This is a genomic window from Providencia sp. PROV210, assembly GCF_028479445.1.
In the GTDB taxonomy this organism is placed as follows: Bacteria; Pseudomonadota; Gammaproteobacteria; order Enterobacterales; family Enterobacteriaceae; genus Providencia; species Providencia rustigianii.
Window position 1 is genome coordinate 48,458 of the sequence record NZ_JAMPNQ010000015.1, and the last position, 16,871, is coordinate 65,328.

Genomic DNA, 16,871 nt, shown 5'->3' on the forward strand with positions numbered 1-16,871 from the left:
TAGGCAACTGGGGTTTTGCTCCAGTTGCTTTGACTATTTTTTTATTCTCCGACATTAGCGAAACGTAGCCATACATGAAGCCAATTTTTAGGCGAGGTCCTTCCCTACAGTTACGCATTTTTATTGCAGTTATAATTGCATTAGTGCTGGTGGTGATTGACCATCGTTTTGAGCCTTTCAATAAAATCCGTAATTATTTAGACACGGCGGTTAGCCCATTCTATTTTTTAGCCAACGGACCTCGTCAGTTTCTTGATAATATCTCCGAGAACTTTTCAACTCGAGACCAACTTCAATTTGAAAATAAAGCGCTACGCCAAGAATTACTGCTGAAAAAAGCAGATAACTTACTTCTTGAGCAATTGAAGCAAGAAAATGCCCGTCTGCGTGAATTACTGGGTTCTCCACTACGCCAAGATGAACACATGATGGTGACCCAAGTCATTTCAGGCGCAAATACGCCTTACCGAGATCAAGTTGTGATCGATAAAGGGAGTAATGACGGTGTTTATGATGGGCAACCTGTTATCAGTGATAAAGGGGTTGTTGGGCAAGTCGTCGGAACCAGTAATTTCAATAGTCGCGTATTATTAATTTGCGACACTGCGCATGCGCTGCCAGTACAAGTCCTACGCAATGATATCCGAGTCATCGCTGCGGGTTCCGGTTGTGCCGATGATCTACAGTTGGAGCCTCTGCCAGAAAATACGGATATCCGTGTTGGTGATGTGTTAGTGACGTCAGGATTAGGGGGACGTTTCCCTGAAGGTTATCCAGTTGCGGTTGTTTCGGCGGTCAAACACGATACACAACGTGCGTATACCATTATTTCAGCAAGACCAAGTGCTGAGTTACAACGTCTACGTTATTTGCTCCTTTTATGGGGTAATGAAAGTGATCCTAATACGGCATTGCGGCCTTCGGATGTTTACCGTGCTGCAAATGAGCGCTTGATGAAAGTCTTGCCTCAAGTTCTCCCAACGCCGAGCGAAATTCAGGGGCCACCATTACCATCATCCATGCAACCCGCTGAGCAAGCGGCGCCTCAACCACAATAAGGAATAGGCGAATTGTATGGTATTGGGTAGGAGGATTAACAACAATGGATGAGTACCGCGGTAATGGTCGCGCCATTATTTGGTTATCATTTTTTATCGCACTGATTTTGCAGGTGATGCCTTGGCCTGAGCAGCTAGCATTTTATCGACCAACATGGCTGCTATTGATTTTAATCTACTGGGTGATGGCATTACCGCATAGAGTCAGTGTGGGAACCAGCTTCATCTTAGGGATCATTGTCGACTCTATTCAAGGCTCTGCGTTGGGCGTTCATGCCCTGTCATTCAGTATCATTTGCTATTTAGTTGCCTATAAACATCAATTACTACGTAATATGGCACTTTGGCAGCAAGCTTTAGTGATTGTTTTACTGACCGCAGTACAAGATTTGGCTGTTTTTTGGGCTGAATTTATCTCTTCGCAGGTATTATTCCATCCTCAAGTATTCTGGAATAGTTTAGTGAATGGTATTCTGTGGCCATGGTTATTTTTGCTATTACGAAAAATTCGTCGCCAGTTTTCAGTATGTTAAGATGTGGCTGTTGACGATAACTGGAAAGACGATTTATGAGCTTAATTTATCTGGCATCAGGTTCACCTAGACGGCGTGAATTAGTGCAACTCCTTGGTTACCCATTTGAAATTCTACGCCCTGACGTAGAAGAAAAATGGCAAGTTGGAGAATCACCGCAAGAGTATGTACAGCGCTTAGCGCGAGATAAATCATTAGCTGGCGTTGCGATTGCTCCAGAAGATCACCCTGTTCTAGGGGCTGATACCATTGTCGTGCTTGATGGGAAAATATTAGAAAAACCCAGAGATTCCGCTCATGCCCAACAAATTCTCAGTGACCTTTCTGGTAAGACGCATCAGGTGATGACAGCGATTGCATTGTCGAACTCTCATGAAACATTGACCGCATTGATTACGACAGATGTGACATTCCGCGAGTTATCTTTAACTGAAATACAGGATTATATAGATTCCGGTGAACCGATGGATAAAGCGGGCGCTTATGGAATTCAAGGCCTTGGTGGACGCTTTATACGCCGAATCAATGGTAGTTATCATGCAGTAGTGGGTTTACCACTTGTGGAAACGGAAGAGTTAATACAACGATTTTTAGCGTTAGGTGATGGGAAGGGGAAGTCATGACTACGGAACTATTAGTAAACGTAACACCATCTGAAACGCGCGTTGCTTACATTGATGGTGGGATCTTACAAGAAATACATGTTGAGCGAGAAGCGAAAAGAGGACTGGTAGGGAATATTTACAAAGGTCGCGTGAGTCGCGTATTGCCTGGCATGCAGGCGGCCTTTGTTGATATTGGTCTGGATAAAGCCGCCTTTTTGCACGCCTCTGATATTATGCCGCACACAGAATGTATTGCGGGTGATGAACAGAAAAATTTCCATGTAAGAGACATTGCGGAGCTGGTTAAGCAAGGTCAAGATTTGATTGTTCAAGTGGTCAAAGATCCTCTAGGAACTAAAGGGGCTAGACTCACAACAGATATCACGCTTCCTTCTCGCTACTTAGTGTTTATGCCTGGAGCTTCTCATGTCGGTGTTTCTCAGCGTATTGAAAGTGAAGCAGAACGTGAGCGCTTAAAAGCGTGTGTCGCTCAGTATTGTGACGAAAATGGCGGTTTTATCATTCGTACAGCTGCAGAAGGCGTAGCTGAAGACGATGTGAAACAAGATGCGGCGTTTTTAAAACGCCTGTGGGCAAAAGTCATCGAGCGTAAAAAGCGTAATGTTACTCGAACTAAAATTTACGGGGAGCTTTCATTAGCCTATCGGATCATTCGTGACTTTGCTGGGGCATCATTAGACCGTATTCGTGTAGATTCCCGCTTAACCTATTCAGAGTTAAAAGAGTTTATTGCTGAGTATGTTCCTGAAATGACAGCGAAATTGGAACTCTATCAAGGCAATCAGCCAATCTTTGACTTGTTCGATGTGGAAAATGAAATTCAACGAGCGATGGAGCGAAAAGTTGAATTGAAATCGGGTGGCTATCTGATAATTGATCAAACTGAAGCCATGACGACCATTGATATTAATACCGGCGCTTTTGTTGGTCATCGTAATTTGGAAGAGACGATTTTCAATACCAACATCGAAGCAACCCAAGCCATTGCTCGTCAGTTACGATTGAGAAATTTAGGGGGCATTATCATTATCGACTTTATCGATATGATTGATGTAGAGCATCGCCGCCGAGTTTTAGCCTCGCTCGAACAGGCATTGAGTAAAGATAAAGTCAAAACCACCATCAATGGTTTTTCTCAGCTAGGATTAGTTGAGATGACACGTAAGCGTACCCGTGAAAGTCTTGAGCATGTTCTCTGTGATGATTGCCCGACTTGCCAAGGACGCGGTACCGTTAAATCAGTCGAAACCGTGTGCTACGAAATCTTGCGCGAAATCGTGCGAGTACATCGTACCATTGATGCTGACCGATTCTTAGTCTACGCTTCGCAAGCCGTGGTTGATGTGCTCACTGGAGACGAATCCCACGCATTAGCGGAAGTGGAAATTTTTGTAGGGAAACAAGTTAAAGTGCAGATTGAGCCGTTATATAGCCAAGAGCGCTTTGATGTTGTCATGATGTAGTATTTCGCTTTAAGGAGAAACTGGTGAAACGACTGCCACGTGTAGTTCTCGTGACAACTGCTGCTGTATTGTTGCTGTGTGCGTTGGTACTCACCAGTTTGCGTTTCCTATTACCTAATATTAATAATTATCGTCCAGAAATTATCAGTTACATTGAAAAAAAGGGCGATATCAAGCTACAGATTGGGGAGATTGCAGGAGCATGGCGCTATTATGGTCCTGAAATTATCATTCACAATGTCTCTCTAAAGAGTGCCTCTACTGATGTCGACGTGAATAAAGTCACGGTAGAATTAGACATTTGGAACTCCTTATTTTCTCTTCGTTGGCGCTTTCGTGACCTCACTTTTTATCAACTCAATGTGGATCATAAAGTTCCTCTCAGTCTTGACGGGTCTGAAGAAGAAACCAATTATGATGCGATTGATGACTTATTTTTACGTCAGTTCGACCATTTCATTTTAAAAGATAGCCAGTTAACGTTTCTGACCCCATCAGAACAGAAAATGACGTTATTGCTACCTGAACTCTCTTGGTTAAACGAGAGTGAGCGCCACCGAGCTCAGGGCTTTGTTAGCCTTGAAACACTGAATAAACAGAATAGTTACCTGCAAGTAAAGTTGGATGTCTCTGATAAAAATGGCGTTTTAAGTGACGGTGTTTTTTATCTACAGGCCGATAACATTGATATGCAGCCATGGCTCAGTCAGTGGCTGCGTGAAAATACTGGTCTTCGTGATGCTAACTTCAGCCTCTCATCTTGGGTCACCCTTAAAAATAACCGTATTGATATGGGGCTGATCCAGCTACGTCAAGGAGAGGCAAACTGGGGTGAGAAAGACTCAGTGCAAAACCTGCAAGTCAATGATTTATTAGTTCGAATGAAGCGTCAGGGCAATGGCTGGTTATTCAATATTCCGGAGCTGGATACTCTGAAAACCAATGAATATATCTGGCCTCAGGGCAGTGTTTCTGTGCTCTATCTACCTTCATCAGCTAAGTATCAAAATAAAGATCACTGGCGAATTCGTGCCAAAAATATTGAATTAGAACGTCTCAGTGAAGTTCTCCCCACATTCTCATTTGTCACCCCTGAAATGGTACAAGATTGGCAACATCGCCAGCCAACAGGGGTCGTCACTGAATTTTCTCTCGATCTCACTCAAGATCTGCAAGATCATATGCAAATCAGTATGGATTGGCAGGATGTGAGCTGGAAAAAATGGAAAGAATTACCCTCTGTGAACCATTTTTCAGGGGTTTTAATGGGGAATTCTCAGGAAGGAAATCTCTCTTTTAGCCTGAAAGATAGCATTGTCGATTATCGTGATGAATTTAAAGCGCCTTTTGAAATTAGCAGCGCTAAAGGTAAATTACATTGGGTCAACAATGACAGTGAATTCAAGTTATGGGGGCCTTCCATTGATTTACAAGCCAACTCTGTCTGGGCCAATGGATCATTCAGCTACGCTCAAGCAAAGAAATCGGATGTTACGGATTTAGCCATTTTACTGGGAATTAGTACGGATGATGCGGGGAATGCATGGCGTTATTTCCCTCAAAAATTGATGGGACAAGAGGTTGCGGATTATCTGACGAAAGCGATTATTGCTGGGCATGTCGATAATGCAACGTTGGTGTACAAAGGCAATCCAGAGCATTTCCCTTATTACAAAAATGATGGTCAATTCCAAGTGTATGTCCCTCTACGTGAGGGAACTTTTGAGTATGATGACCAATGGCCTGCGCTACTAAATTTAGACCTCGACCTTGATTTTAGCCGTGCTGGGTTGGCGATGCATACCGACTCCGTGAAATTAGGGGACGCCACCGCCACCAACCTGAATGCGGTGATCCGTGACTACAGTGATGGCATGCTGCATATAGATTCAGGCGTGACGGGTACAGGCAAACAGATCCAAGAGTATTTCACTCATACTCCACTGAAACACTCTATCGGGGATACTCTTGACGAGTTGCAAATTGATGGCACCGTCACGGGTAATTTAGATCTGGCAATCCCTCTGGTTGCTGGTAAAGATGTAGTGGCTAAAGGGCAAGTCAATCTAAATAAAAATAATGTATTTGTTCGCCCCATCGACAGCACTCTTCATGGGCTTACTGGTAGCTTTAAATTCACTAATGGGGATTTAGTGAGTGATAAAATTACCGGGCAGTGGATCGGTCAGCCGGTATCTCTAGATTTTACGACCTTAACACGCGCCAAAGATTACTTAGTGGACATTAATCTAGGTGGTAGCTGGGAATTCGCCAAGTTACCGATAGAGTCTCAGGAATTGAAAGGAAAAGTCACTGGGATCAGTGATTGGAAAAGCCATATTAATATTACTATTCCTGAATCCAGCAAACAGGCTACAGGATTACAAATTGAAATTACCGCCGGTCTTAATAAGCTAAAAAGCCAATTGCCAGCACTTAATACGGCGTTATTAACGCAGCTTGGTAGCGTGAATGTTGAAGCCAAAGGTTCCACGGAACAACTGGTTATTGGCGGTGATATCGGTCAACGTCTTGGCTTTAATACCGAATGGCGTCTCGCGAGTGAGCCATTGAAGTTATTAAAGGCTCATATCTCAGCGTGGAATAATAAAATACCTGAGTTACCGGCTAACTCTGTCATTTTAGTGGATTTACCTGCGGTGAATGATGTGAACTGGGAAAATTTAGCCAGTGGTTTCCTCGCTTCTCCTGCTAGCGATAAAGTCGCCAAAGTGGCTTTACCTGACATGCTCGAAGTCAAAGTACCGTCCATCTACCTTGCTGGACAGTATTGGAAAAACCTAAGTTTTTCATACGATTTACATCGTAATGAACAATTAATCCGTGTTGATAGTGAGAACTTAAAAGGTACCCTACAAACGTACAGTAAACAGTATTGGGCACTAAATATTGATTATCTCTATTACAACCCTGAATCTTCAACTACCGCAAAAGACGATAAGGTTAAACCTGAAACGTTCAATTTTAGTGACTGGCCACGAGTCAATATTTATTGTGCAGATTGTTGGGTCGGGGGGCAAAAATTGGGCGAAATTAGTGCCAAAGTGATCCCTGAAGACCTCCATACATTGAAGCTCACTGGAGGATCGTTAAAAAATAGTGCCTCTGATCTGAAACTGGATGCAATATGGCGTAGTGGGCAAGAAAATAAAACCGAAATTGCGGGCTCACTAACGGGAGACGCTTTCGATGAAACGGCAGCTTATTTTGGTGTATTGGTTCCGATCATTGACTCTCCTTATGTCGTCGAGTTTGACTTGAATTGGATAGACGTTCCTTGGTCGCCAGATTTGCCAACACTAAACGGTAAAATGTCGGCCCAGTTAGGCAAAGGGGCGATTGCTCACATGGGCGGGGGACGTGCGGGTCAACTTCTCCGTTTAGTCAGCTTTGATGCTTTATTACGTAAATTACAGCTCGATTTTCGCGACACGTTCAGTAACGACTTTGATTTTGATTCCATCAAAGGTGACGCGACCATTAAAAATGGTACTCTAACCTCGAAAAATTTATATATCGATGGATTATTGGCAGATATTGCACTGAATGGGGACATTGATCTGGTTAACCGCCAATTAAATATTGAGGCGGTTATCACCCCTGAAATTTCTGCTACAGTAGGTGTAGCCACCGCATTCGTGATTAACCCATTTGCTGGGGCAGCAGTGTTTGCGGCATCGAAAGTCCTTGGCCCGCTATGGAGCAAAATTTCGGTCATTCGTTATCGTGTCACCGGCAGTGTGGATGAACCAAAAATTGATGAAGTATTACGTCAGCTTAAGGAGACTCAAGAGTAATGAAAACGGGTAATGTTGCACTTTTGCAGTTATGCAGTGGAGATAATACGAAGCACAACTTGGCACAGATCGAGCAACAAATTAAACAGTTGCCTGATACCGTGCAGTTAGTACTAACTCCCGAAAACGCATTGCTATTTGCCGATGCTGCAACCTATCGTAAAAAGGCTGAAACAGAAGGCAAAGGCCCATTACAAGACGCTATTCGCGCGATGGCTATCCGCTATAAAGTTTGGATCCTGATTGGGTCGATGCCATTGATTAGTCGTGAAGATCCGACACGTATTACTAGCAGCAGTTTACTGTTTGATGCCGAAGGCAATATCACCGCACGCTACGATAAAATTCACATGTTTGATGTGAATATTGAAGATGAGCAAGGTGAATATAACGAATCTGTGATTTATCAACGGGGTGAGCATATCACGGTTGTGGATACCCCCGTGGGACGTTTAGGTTTAACTATCTGTTATGACCTACGTTTCCCTGGTTTATTTCAAGCATTGCGTGAGCAAGGTGCGGAAATTATTTCAGTTCCCGCTGCATTTACTCGCTATACAGGGCAAGCCCACTGGGAGCCACTGTTAAGAGCCCGTGCAATTGAGAACCAATGTTATGTATTAGCACCAGCCCAAGTGGGAGTTCATGGAACTCGTCGTACATGGGGACACTCTTTAGCCGTCGATGGTTGGGGTAAAGTGATGAAAAAAAATGTCGATGCAGTATCGGCATTGGTTGTGAATATTCAACCGGAAAGTTTAAATGTCATGCGTCAACAAATTCGAGTGGTAAAACATAACCGCTTTAGACCGCAATTGACGTCATTAATTAAAAAATAAACGACAACAAGAGTAACGAATATGAGTTTAGCTTCTGTCAGCGAACATTTGCTGACTGCCAATGGTCTTAAACAAGATAATCTGTACGATATTTTAACGCTTTTATCTGAGCGTCGTGTGGATTATGGGGATCTGTTTTTTCAGTCTAGTTACCATGAGTCATGGGTATTAGAAGACCGAATTATCAAAGATGGTTCCTACAATATTGACCAAGGTGTGGGTGTTCGAGCGATCACAGGTGAAAAAACGGGGTTTGCATATGCAGACCAAATTTCCTTGTTAGCACTGACCCAAAGCGCAACCGCAGCACGTAGCATCGTGACTGAACAGGGTTCTGGAAAGTCACAGATCTTAACCAATGTTGACTACAAAAAACTCTATTCAGAAGCGGATCCTTTACAAAGTTTACCACGTGAGCAGAAAATTGAACTGTTACATCGTGTGGATCAAGTCGCGCGAGCAGAAGACCCGCGTGTTATTGAAGTCAATGCCAGCTTAACCGGTGTCTATGAGCAAGTCTTAGTCGCTGCCACTGATGGAACGTTAGCCTCGGATATTCGTCCTCTGGTGCGTTTATCCGTTAGTGTGCTGGTGGAACATGATGGTAAACGTGAGCGTGGCGCAAGTGGTGGCGGTGGTCGCTATGGTTACGAATACTTCCTCGAGATTCATCAAGGGCAGGTTGTCGCGGAACAATATGCTCGCGAAGCCGTGCGTATGGCGCTGGTAAATCTTTCTGCGATTGCGGCTCCTGCGGGAATGATGCCCGTGGTATTAGGTGCAGGCTGGCCGGGTGTTTTACTGCATGAAGCGGTAGGTCACGGACTTGAAGGGGACTTCAATCGCCGTGGTACTTCAGTATTCTCCGGCAAAGTTGGCGAGCAGGTAGCATCTTCACTTTGTACTGTCGTGGATGATGGCACGATTGTTGGGCGCCGAGGTTCATTAGCAGTGGATGATGAAGGCGTTCCTGGTCAATATAATATCTTGATTGAAAACGGTATTTTACGGAATTACATCCAAGATAAACATAATGCTCGCTTGATGGGCGTTGCTCCAACGGGAAATGCACGTCGTGAATCTTATGCACACTTGCCAATGCCACGCATGACCAACACCTACATGTTGGCAGGGCAGTCCACACCGGAAGAGATCATTGCGAGTGTTGAAAAAGGTCTGTATGCACCGAACTTTGGTGGCGGACAAGTGGATATCACCTCGGGTAAATTTGTATTCTCAACGTCAGAAGCTTACTTAATTGAGAACGGTAAAATTACCTCGCCAGTGAAAGGCGCAACCTTAATTGGTTCTGGTGTAGAAGCGATGCAACAGATCTCCATGGTTGGTAATGACCTTGCACTAGATAAAGGCGTTGGTGTGTGCGGTAAAGAGGGACAGAGTGTGCCTGTTGGTGTTGGGCAACCTACATTGAAACTCGATAAAATGACTGTCGGCGGCACGGCGTAATTACGGATATATTAAGCTTTTCTATTTAATCGCCCTAGTTGCCTGTGCCACTAGGGCGATTGCTTATCAGCTTATAATCCAAATAAGGTAGAAAAAGATGAATAAACGCGTTATTTCATTAGTTTTAATGGCAATTTTAATTGCGGTTAGCCTCTATTTTAAAGGTGGAGAGCAACCTGCGACGGAGCCAGCGGCGAATTCGCCATCCCATGAAGTTGCCGCATCAAAAGAGATGCCGAAAACGATTGACCAACTGACCGCACAAAATAATGTGGTCAGCTTTATGGAGAAATACCAAAAGTTGCCGGCATTCTATATCACTAAAAAACAGGCACGAGAAGCAGGCTGGGATGCGAAAAAGGGCAATCTTTGTGATGTATTACCGGGCAGAGCTATTGGTGGCGACCGTTTTTCTAATCGTGAAAAACGCTTGCCGATGACAGACAGTCGCCAATGGTATGAAGCGGATATCAACTATCGCTGCGGGCATCGCGGTGCTGACCGTTTACTCTATTCATCGGATGGCATGATTTTTGTCACGACCGACCACTATAAAAGCTTCCAGCAAGTCAAATAATGGACATTCCGATGAACAATAACGTTATTTTTGATTTTTGCCAGATAAGGGATCTCGAGGATTTTTATTGTCAATTCCAGCAAAAATTCTCGCTACCTTCTTGGTTTGGGCATAACCTCGATGCATTATGGGATATGATTTCCGGTGAGATTGAGTTACCGATGACAATAATTTTTAGTCATTTGAGCCTAGCGCAGCAGCACCAATTTGCGGAAATTATTGATCTGATGAACGAGGCTGAGGATGAATTAGAAGGGCGTTTTATCTTTCTGTTAGATATCCCTGAAAGCTGAAATAGTGTGGTTTATCTCTTTTAACGTAGGTAATACACAATGCCGAGTAGTAATCTTTTCCATGAAAATGATGTTGAGGAGCCGGTAATGAAAGGCAAAAAAATTATTATTGTTCATGGCTATACAGCATCACCTGAGAAAAATTGGTTTCCTTGGCTAAAAGAAGAATTAGAGTCTTTAGGGGCGATAGTGACTGTGCCTGCCATGCCAGAGTCTAATTTTCCAGACCCTCAAAAATGGCAACAGCATTTGCTCAATTCTCATATTCAGTTTGATGAAGATACTATCCTGATTGGCCATAGCCTTGGTTGTGTTACCGTTTTACGCTTTCTTGAACAACAAGTACCTCAAGGCGTTAAAATCGGGGGATATGTATTAGTGGCAGGCTTTGACCATAATCTTGAAACATTACCTAGCTTAGAGTCTCATACTGAGGTTTTATTGGATTATCGTAAGTTAACCCATATCGCAAATAAACGAATATCACTGATTTCATCCAATGATCGGGTGGTGGAGCCGCAAGCATCAAAAGATTTAGCTTGTGCACTACAAGCAGAGATCGTGATTGAAGAAAATGCAGGGCATTTTTTAGATAGAGAAGGGTATACCGAATTCCAAACATTACTGAATATCTTGAAAACGCAGTTTTAAAGATAACCCCCCTATAATCATCGCGATATAGGGGAGTATTCGCTAGATACTGTCAGAAAGCTCTTTCAAATATTGAAAGATTTGACGGAATGCTTTCGGTGGTTTGTTCGCATCACGCTCTTTTTTCGCATTACGTACTAGTGCACGTAACTGCTGACGGTCAGTGTGTGGGAATAGCGCAACAACCTCTTCAATCACCTCATCACCACCTGCCAGCAAGCGAGTGCGCAGATCTTCCAATTTGTGGAAAATCACGATTTGCTGGTTATGGCGGTTCTTCAGTTTATCTAGAGCTTCTGTGATCGGTTCAACTTCACGAGAACGTAGCAGTTTACCGATAAGTTGTAACTGACGACGACGTCCTTCTCGTTTTATTTTTTGGGCTAGCTCTACCGCTTCAAGCAATTGAGGATCTAATGGGATACGCTCAAGTTCATTTTTACTTAAGTCGACAAGCTCGGCCCCTAATTTTTTGAGGATCTCAGCATCGCGTTTAATTTCGCTTTTACTGACCCAAATAATCTCATCGTCCTCGTCTTCTTCGGGCGCTGGGATATCATCCAGCCAGTCATCAGGCTGTTTGGCCATAGGGATTTTCCTTTTTACTAAACGCAGAGATGATCTACGGCGTTATGAGTGTTAACATTCTTACTATTAACGCTATTGTAACTGGGAAAGCCCCCTTATGACTACTTAACATTGATATGTCTAGGTAGAAAATTACTTTTCCCCACTTTATTGGACTAAATGCATGAGTGTCACTGAACAAGTTACCGAACAACGTAAAAAATTAGAAGAAGCCGTCGCCCACGCATTGGAGTATGCCAAAAGTCGTTGTGACGCTGCTGAAGTTGCTGTTAATAAAAGCACTGGAATTAGCGTTAGTACTCGCCAAGGTGAAGTGGAAAATGTTGAATTTAATAGTGATGGTGCATTAGGCATTACGGTTTATCACAAACAACGTAAAGGTAGTGCCTCTTCAACCGATTTGAGTAATGAGGCTATTGAGCGCACGGTGCAAGCTGCTATCGATATTGCATGCTATACCTCAGAAGATCCTTATGCCGGCCCCGCAGAAAAATCTTTATTGGCATTCGATGCCCCAGATTTGAATTTATTCCAAGCCAGTGAATTGTCTCCAGAAGACGCCATTAAATATGCATCCATCGCTGAAATGACGGCTTTGAAAGCAGACTCTCGGATTATTAATACTGAAGGCGGCAGCTTTAATGGTCATTATGGTATCCGTGTTTTTGGTAACTCACATGGCCTACTGAAAAGCTACAGTTCCAGCCGCTATTCTATGTCGAGCTGCGTAATCGCCGAGGAAAATGGTCAAATGGAGCGCGATTATGCCTATACCATTGGCCGTAGCATTGATGCGCTGAAATCCCCTGAATGGGTCGGTCAAGAATGTGCTCGTCGTACATTATCGCGCTTATCACCACGTAAGTTACCAACCATGAAAGCTCCTGTAATTTTTGCCTCAGAAGTGGCGACAGGGTTATTTGGTCACTTGGTGGGGGCGATTAGCGGCAGCAGTATTTATCGAAAATCATCATTTTTACTCGATAGCTTAGGAAAACAAATTTTACCGAGTTGGTTGACCATCAACGAGCAGCCACATTTAATGGGAGGGCTTGCGTCTTCACCGTTTGATAGCGAAGGCGTTCGTACCACTGAGCGTAATATTGTAGAAAATGGTATTCTGCAAACATGGTTAATGACCAGCTACTCAGCAAGAAAGTTAGGACTGCAAAGTACCGGTCATGCGGGTGGCATTCATAACTGGCGCATCGCCGGCCAAGGGTTATCATTTGATGCATTATTAAAGCAGATGGGAATAGGGTTGGTTGTGACTGAGCTAATGGGGCAGGGTGTTAGTGGCATTACGGGGGATTATTCTCGCGGCGCATCGGGTTTTTGGGTTGAGAACGGTGAAATCCAATACCCTGTTAGCGAAATTACGATTGCGGGTAATCTAAAGGATATGTGGATGAATATGGTCACTATCGCAGATGATATTGAAACCCGTAGCAATATTCAGTGTGGTTCTGTATTAATCCCTGAAATGAGTATTGCAGGGGAATAGAGTTTTTATGGATAGGAGCCTCGAAAGAGAGGCTCCATCATAATATGAGTTAAAATTAAAAGTGCCAGCCGATATTTAAAGTTCCTCCGTGTTCTTGGTATTTTTTCGAAAGTACACCGCTATAATTAACCGACATTTCTGCATTTTCCATAAGAGGTATAGAAGCTCCAACGTTTAACTGAGTTCCATTTTTAATCATTGGAATGACACTTTTCGCTCCATCAACTTGATTATTGATCAGCGGATTATTGGTGTTGTATTGGAAACTCCCACCATTTTGAGCATCTCCATAAGTATGAAGCCATGCTGCACCCACGTAAGTTTTTATCGCTAATTTGTCGTCGAACTTCCATGTTTTAGCTATCTTGCTACCTAATGATGAACTCAGAATATGATTACGTGTTTTGGCGCTTTCTAATTGATAGAAACCATTACTTTGTTTTATTGCAGGGCTCCAAATAGAGGTGTAAGACAGACTTCCTGTCGGTTCAATTTGAATAGTATTCCAGTTAAACTGTTTGGATAACGTAGTAAATATTTGCGTGGAATGTGAGTGATAATCAGCATTAAATTGACCATCATATGTATCAGCAACGAGAGTCTTGTATTGATCAAATGAGTAAGTTGCCCCATTCACAAATGCCCAATTATCTTTTGAATACTCAGTATAACCACCAATATGATGGCTAGATTGATGAGCCGAATTATGGTTTTGGTCCCTTAAATTTCCATCAATATAGGCACCAATCATACCGATAGACCAATTATTAATGGTTTTATTGCTACCGATGATTAAACCATGATGGCGATGAGTATAATTTTCGGCATAACTTGAGTTATGCAAAATAGAAGCCCATGTGTGTATACCGTCTGTTTGCGGTTCTCTCTCGTTTAAATGTTCTGTGATTTGATCGCGAACTCGGCGATGATTATTAAACTGTTCAGCAATAATACTCGAGTGAATCTCACTGGCTTTTTTAGCTTTTTGTTGGATTGCTTTTGCATAAGGTTTGAAGGTAGTGTGATGTAACGTCATTTTATTATCTAAATCAGTTAATGTACTCTCTGATTTATTTTTGTTATCAAAAATCAAGTGATAAGCATTGGTGTCTTTTGATTTGAAAATCTCAGGCGTCACATTATCGGTTTTTAATACATTGATAGTATCGTTTGAAAACTCCCCTTCAATTCCTTGTTCTGCAGTAATAAAGGTATAGTACTTTCCTTGATAAGTTTGCATATCGGACGCAGTCAGGGATTGACTTGACTCTTGGCTGTATAGATTAATGGCGGCATTATCGATATAAACTTTGCCCGTTACGGCTAATTGATCTATTTGGTTTGTTGTTGGAGCTAATTGAGCAGAAAAAGTTGAGTTACGGTCAAAAGTGATATCACCATCGATGGTAAAAGTGCTTAGTTGGCCGTATTGAGTTGGTGCAAACGTTCCGCCTTGATAAATATGTATATTACTGGCTGAGCCACTTCCTGATAAAATGCCCGTGTTATACACATTAATATCTGAACGTGTGGAGCCGGAAATAATGAGCTGTCCTGCTTCTATTTCCGTCGTACCTGTATAAGAGTTATTTTTTCCAGCAAGCTCCAGTGTTCCGGTGCCTCGCTTGATTAAGCCCCCACTACCAGAAATATCATTTTCCCATTTATCGTATAGGCACTCTGTTGTATTACAAGAGCGCTCCCTTGGTGTTCCTTTATCGTAGATGGCACCTTGCTGAATATTCGCAATAAACATGCCGCTTCCAAAACTTTCCGTAAGTAATTTTAAGTCATCACCGAGCTCTGTTTTTAGGTCATCGGCAAGCATTACTTCTACATCATTGGCAGAGGCAAACATTGACGGGCCTTTAATTGCGTTTGCTAAATTAATTTCTCCCCAGCCAAAATAGCGATCAATGATTTTGGGGTTATTAGCCACAACACCGTGTTCATCGAGATCAGTGGCTGTTGTTTTTAAAACTAGGCTAATATCGGCAGAATCCATATAGGGAAAACGTTGCATCAATACGGCAGCTGCGCCAGAGGTATGTGCAGCGGACAGTGACGATCCAGTCGAATAGCCATAATCTTCGTGTAATAGATTCATTTGGTCATCAATTTTACTGGTACGTAATGTTGAACTGTATATTTCTGTTCCTGGTGCGGAGACACACCATAGTGCGGCATAGCCACATTGTGATGAGGTTGTGTGCAAAGTTTTTTTTGTAAACTCATCATTGAGAATAACATTTGTACGAATTAGCTGGTTGTTTTTTAGCTCCCACAAATAATCTATTTCACCAACAGCTAAATCCACTTCACGTAAATAGGGTTTATCAAGATAAGATATATGTTGGTATTTATCACCTGAACTTGTAATAAATATATTATCAGGGTTAGTGATATTAAGGCCCTGTGACCTAACCGGTGTAATATTTGATACAGCTAATGTGTTTTTTATTAATTCAGGGTAGACGATAGGTAAGCCAGCTAAAATTCCAGGTTGGTTATAATGATTAAAATCACCTACAGGAAACACATTCAAAATATTTTTTTTACTAGAAGATTTTATTGAGTGTAGTTGCCCCATAATACCTAATTGAGCATCACGCATATTAATAGGTATTTTTTTGCCATTAATTAATGAAATTGAATCATTTTCAACATCAACAAAATTTTTTATGGTTAATCCTGGTGCGATTTTTGTCGATGTTAAAAATAGTAATGGCGTGGCTTTATTGGTTTTTTCTTTATAATTTAAGCTGTCTATACTACTGTGGGAATTATCAATATTATTAATGCTAATTAATTGAACATTTTTTTTGGATACATCGTAATCCTGATCTTTTTCTAAAGTTCCATTATGATTGATAACTCTTACTGGGTAATTATCAATAAGACCATATAAGCTATTTCGGTCATCTTGAGCGTATATTTTTGATTTTGAAGCAATACCTATAATACCTTTTCCATTCTGTAGTCCAGAGATAATTACAGCATGTTTTACACCGAATGCATAATCAGATATATGAAAATTTGATGGGATCTGGTCGTTAATCATAAATGCATCAGTGTGCGAGTAGATATTATTTTTATCATTTACATAAATAAGTTTATTATTAAGATCACTAATTCCGGATGGGAAATCTGCATCAACGAGTCCAACTGAAATGTTTTCGCCAGTATAGCCAAGATCATAGGCATTTTTTGATGAAATAGAATTGAATCCCCAGTTTAAATAAAATTCAGGATTGTGTTTCTTTGATATACCATAGACATAAGATGGCGAAAAAAGAATACTAGTGATTATTAATTTAGCTAATGATTTTTTTTCGGTTTTAAATATTTTTTTAGGGAATGCTTTTATCATTTAATATTAACCTTTATTATTTTAAACAAAGGCTGATGTTAGCTTTTTTTTGATTTTCTGATTTTAAAAAACGATGATGAAAAT

At 42.0% G+C, this 16,871-nt stretch carries 13 protein-coding genes; 11 read left to right on the plus strand and 2 right to left on the minus strand.

Features of this window, described 5'->3' with window-relative positions:
- Positions 1 to 74 precede the first annotated feature (74 nt).
- The 10 genes from mreC to PR761_RS11900 all read left to right on the plus strand — a co-directional run bounded on the left by mreC (position 75) and on the right by PR761_RS11900 (position 11,325).
- Positions 75 to 1,058, plus strand: a complete 984-nt coding sequence (mreC, locus tag PR761_RS11855; protein WP_006814249.1) for a rod shape-determining protein MreC — start codon at positions 75 to 77, stop codon at positions 1,056 to 1,058.
- 44 nt (positions 1,059 to 1,102) lie between these two features.
- Positions 1,103 to 1,591, plus strand: a complete 489-nt coding sequence (mreD, locus tag PR761_RS11860) for a rod shape-determining protein MreD (protein ID WP_006814248.1) — start codon at positions 1,103 to 1,105, stop codon at positions 1,589 to 1,591.
- A gap of 35 nt (positions 1,592 to 1,626) precedes the next feature.
- Positions 1,627 to 2,214, plus strand: coding sequence for a Maf family protein (locus PR761_RS11865; protein WP_006814247.1), 588 nt, complete (start codon positions 1,627 to 1,629; stop codon positions 2,212 to 2,214).
- On the plus strand, positions 2,211 to 3,680 hold the full coding sequence (gene rng, locus PR761_RS11870) for a ribonuclease G (RefSeq protein WP_006814246.1): 1,470 nt from the start codon (positions 2,211 to 2,213) through the stop codon (positions 3,678 to 3,680). The genes PR761_RS11865 and rng overlap by 4 nt, the downstream gene beginning before the upstream one ends.
- Positions 3,681 to 3,703: 23 nt before the next feature.
- A complete protein-coding gene (yhdP, locus tag PR761_RS11875) occupies positions 3,704 to 7,498 on the plus strand; it encodes an AsmA2 domain-containing protein YhdP (protein WP_272519360.1) in 3,795 nt (1,264 codons plus the stop codon).
- Entirely contained in the window at positions 7,498 to 8,337 is an 840-nt protein-coding gene (gene nit1, locus PR761_RS11880; protein WP_006814244.1) for a deaminated glutathione amidase, read from the plus strand. Before yhdP ends, nit1 begins: the two co-directional genes overlap by 1 nt.
- A gap of 21 nt (positions 8,338 to 8,358) precedes the next feature.
- Positions 8,359 to 9,804 carry a metalloprotease TldD gene (tldD, locus tag PR761_RS11885; RefSeq protein WP_006814243.1) on the plus strand — a complete coding sequence of 482 codons (1,446 nt, stop codon included), beginning with the start codon at positions 8,359 to 8,361 and terminating at the stop codon, positions 9,802 to 9,804.
- Positions 9,805 to 9,901: 97 nt separating this feature from the next.
- Positions 9,902 to 10,381, plus strand: a complete 480-nt coding sequence (locus PR761_RS11890) for a ribonuclease domain-containing protein (RefSeq protein WP_006814242.1) — start codon at positions 9,902 to 9,904, stop codon at positions 10,379 to 10,381.
- Between the two features lie 11 nt (positions 10,382 to 10,392).
- Positions 10,393 to 10,674, plus strand: a complete 282-nt coding sequence (locus PR761_RS11895) for a barstar family protein (protein ID WP_039854760.1) — start codon at positions 10,393 to 10,395, stop codon at positions 10,672 to 10,674.
- Between the two features lie 87 nt (positions 10,675 to 10,761).
- Entirely contained in the window at positions 10,762 to 11,325 is a 564-nt protein-coding gene (locus PR761_RS11900; protein ID WP_112837575.1) for an RBBP9/YdeN family alpha/beta hydrolase, read from the plus strand.
- Positions 11,326 to 11,367: 42 nt separating this feature from the next.
- Here PR761_RS11900 and yjgA read toward each other — a convergent pair whose 3' ends face one another.
- Positions 11,368 to 11,913 carry a ribosome biogenesis factor YjgA gene (yjgA, locus tag PR761_RS11905; protein WP_006814239.1) on the minus strand — a complete coding sequence of 182 codons (546 nt, stop codon included), beginning with the start codon at positions 11,911 to 11,913 and terminating at the stop codon, positions 11,368 to 11,370.
- Positions 11,914 to 12,076: 163 nt separating this feature from the next.
- Here yjgA and pmbA point away from each other — a divergent pair, with 163 nt between their 5' ends.
- Positions 12,077 to 13,417 carry a metalloprotease PmbA gene (gene pmbA / locus PR761_RS11910; RefSeq protein ID WP_154610913.1) on the plus strand — a complete coding sequence of 447 codons (1,341 nt, stop codon included), beginning with the start codon at positions 12,077 to 12,079 and terminating at the stop codon, positions 13,415 to 13,417.
- Between the two features lie 55 nt (positions 13,418 to 13,472).
- Here pmbA and PR761_RS11915 read toward each other — a convergent pair whose 3' ends face one another.
- A complete protein-coding gene (locus PR761_RS11915; RefSeq protein WP_112837357.1) occupies positions 13,473 to 16,787 on the minus strand; it encodes an autotransporter domain-containing protein in 3,315 nt (1,104 codons plus the stop codon).
- Positions 16,788 to 16,871: the final 84 nt, after the last annotated feature.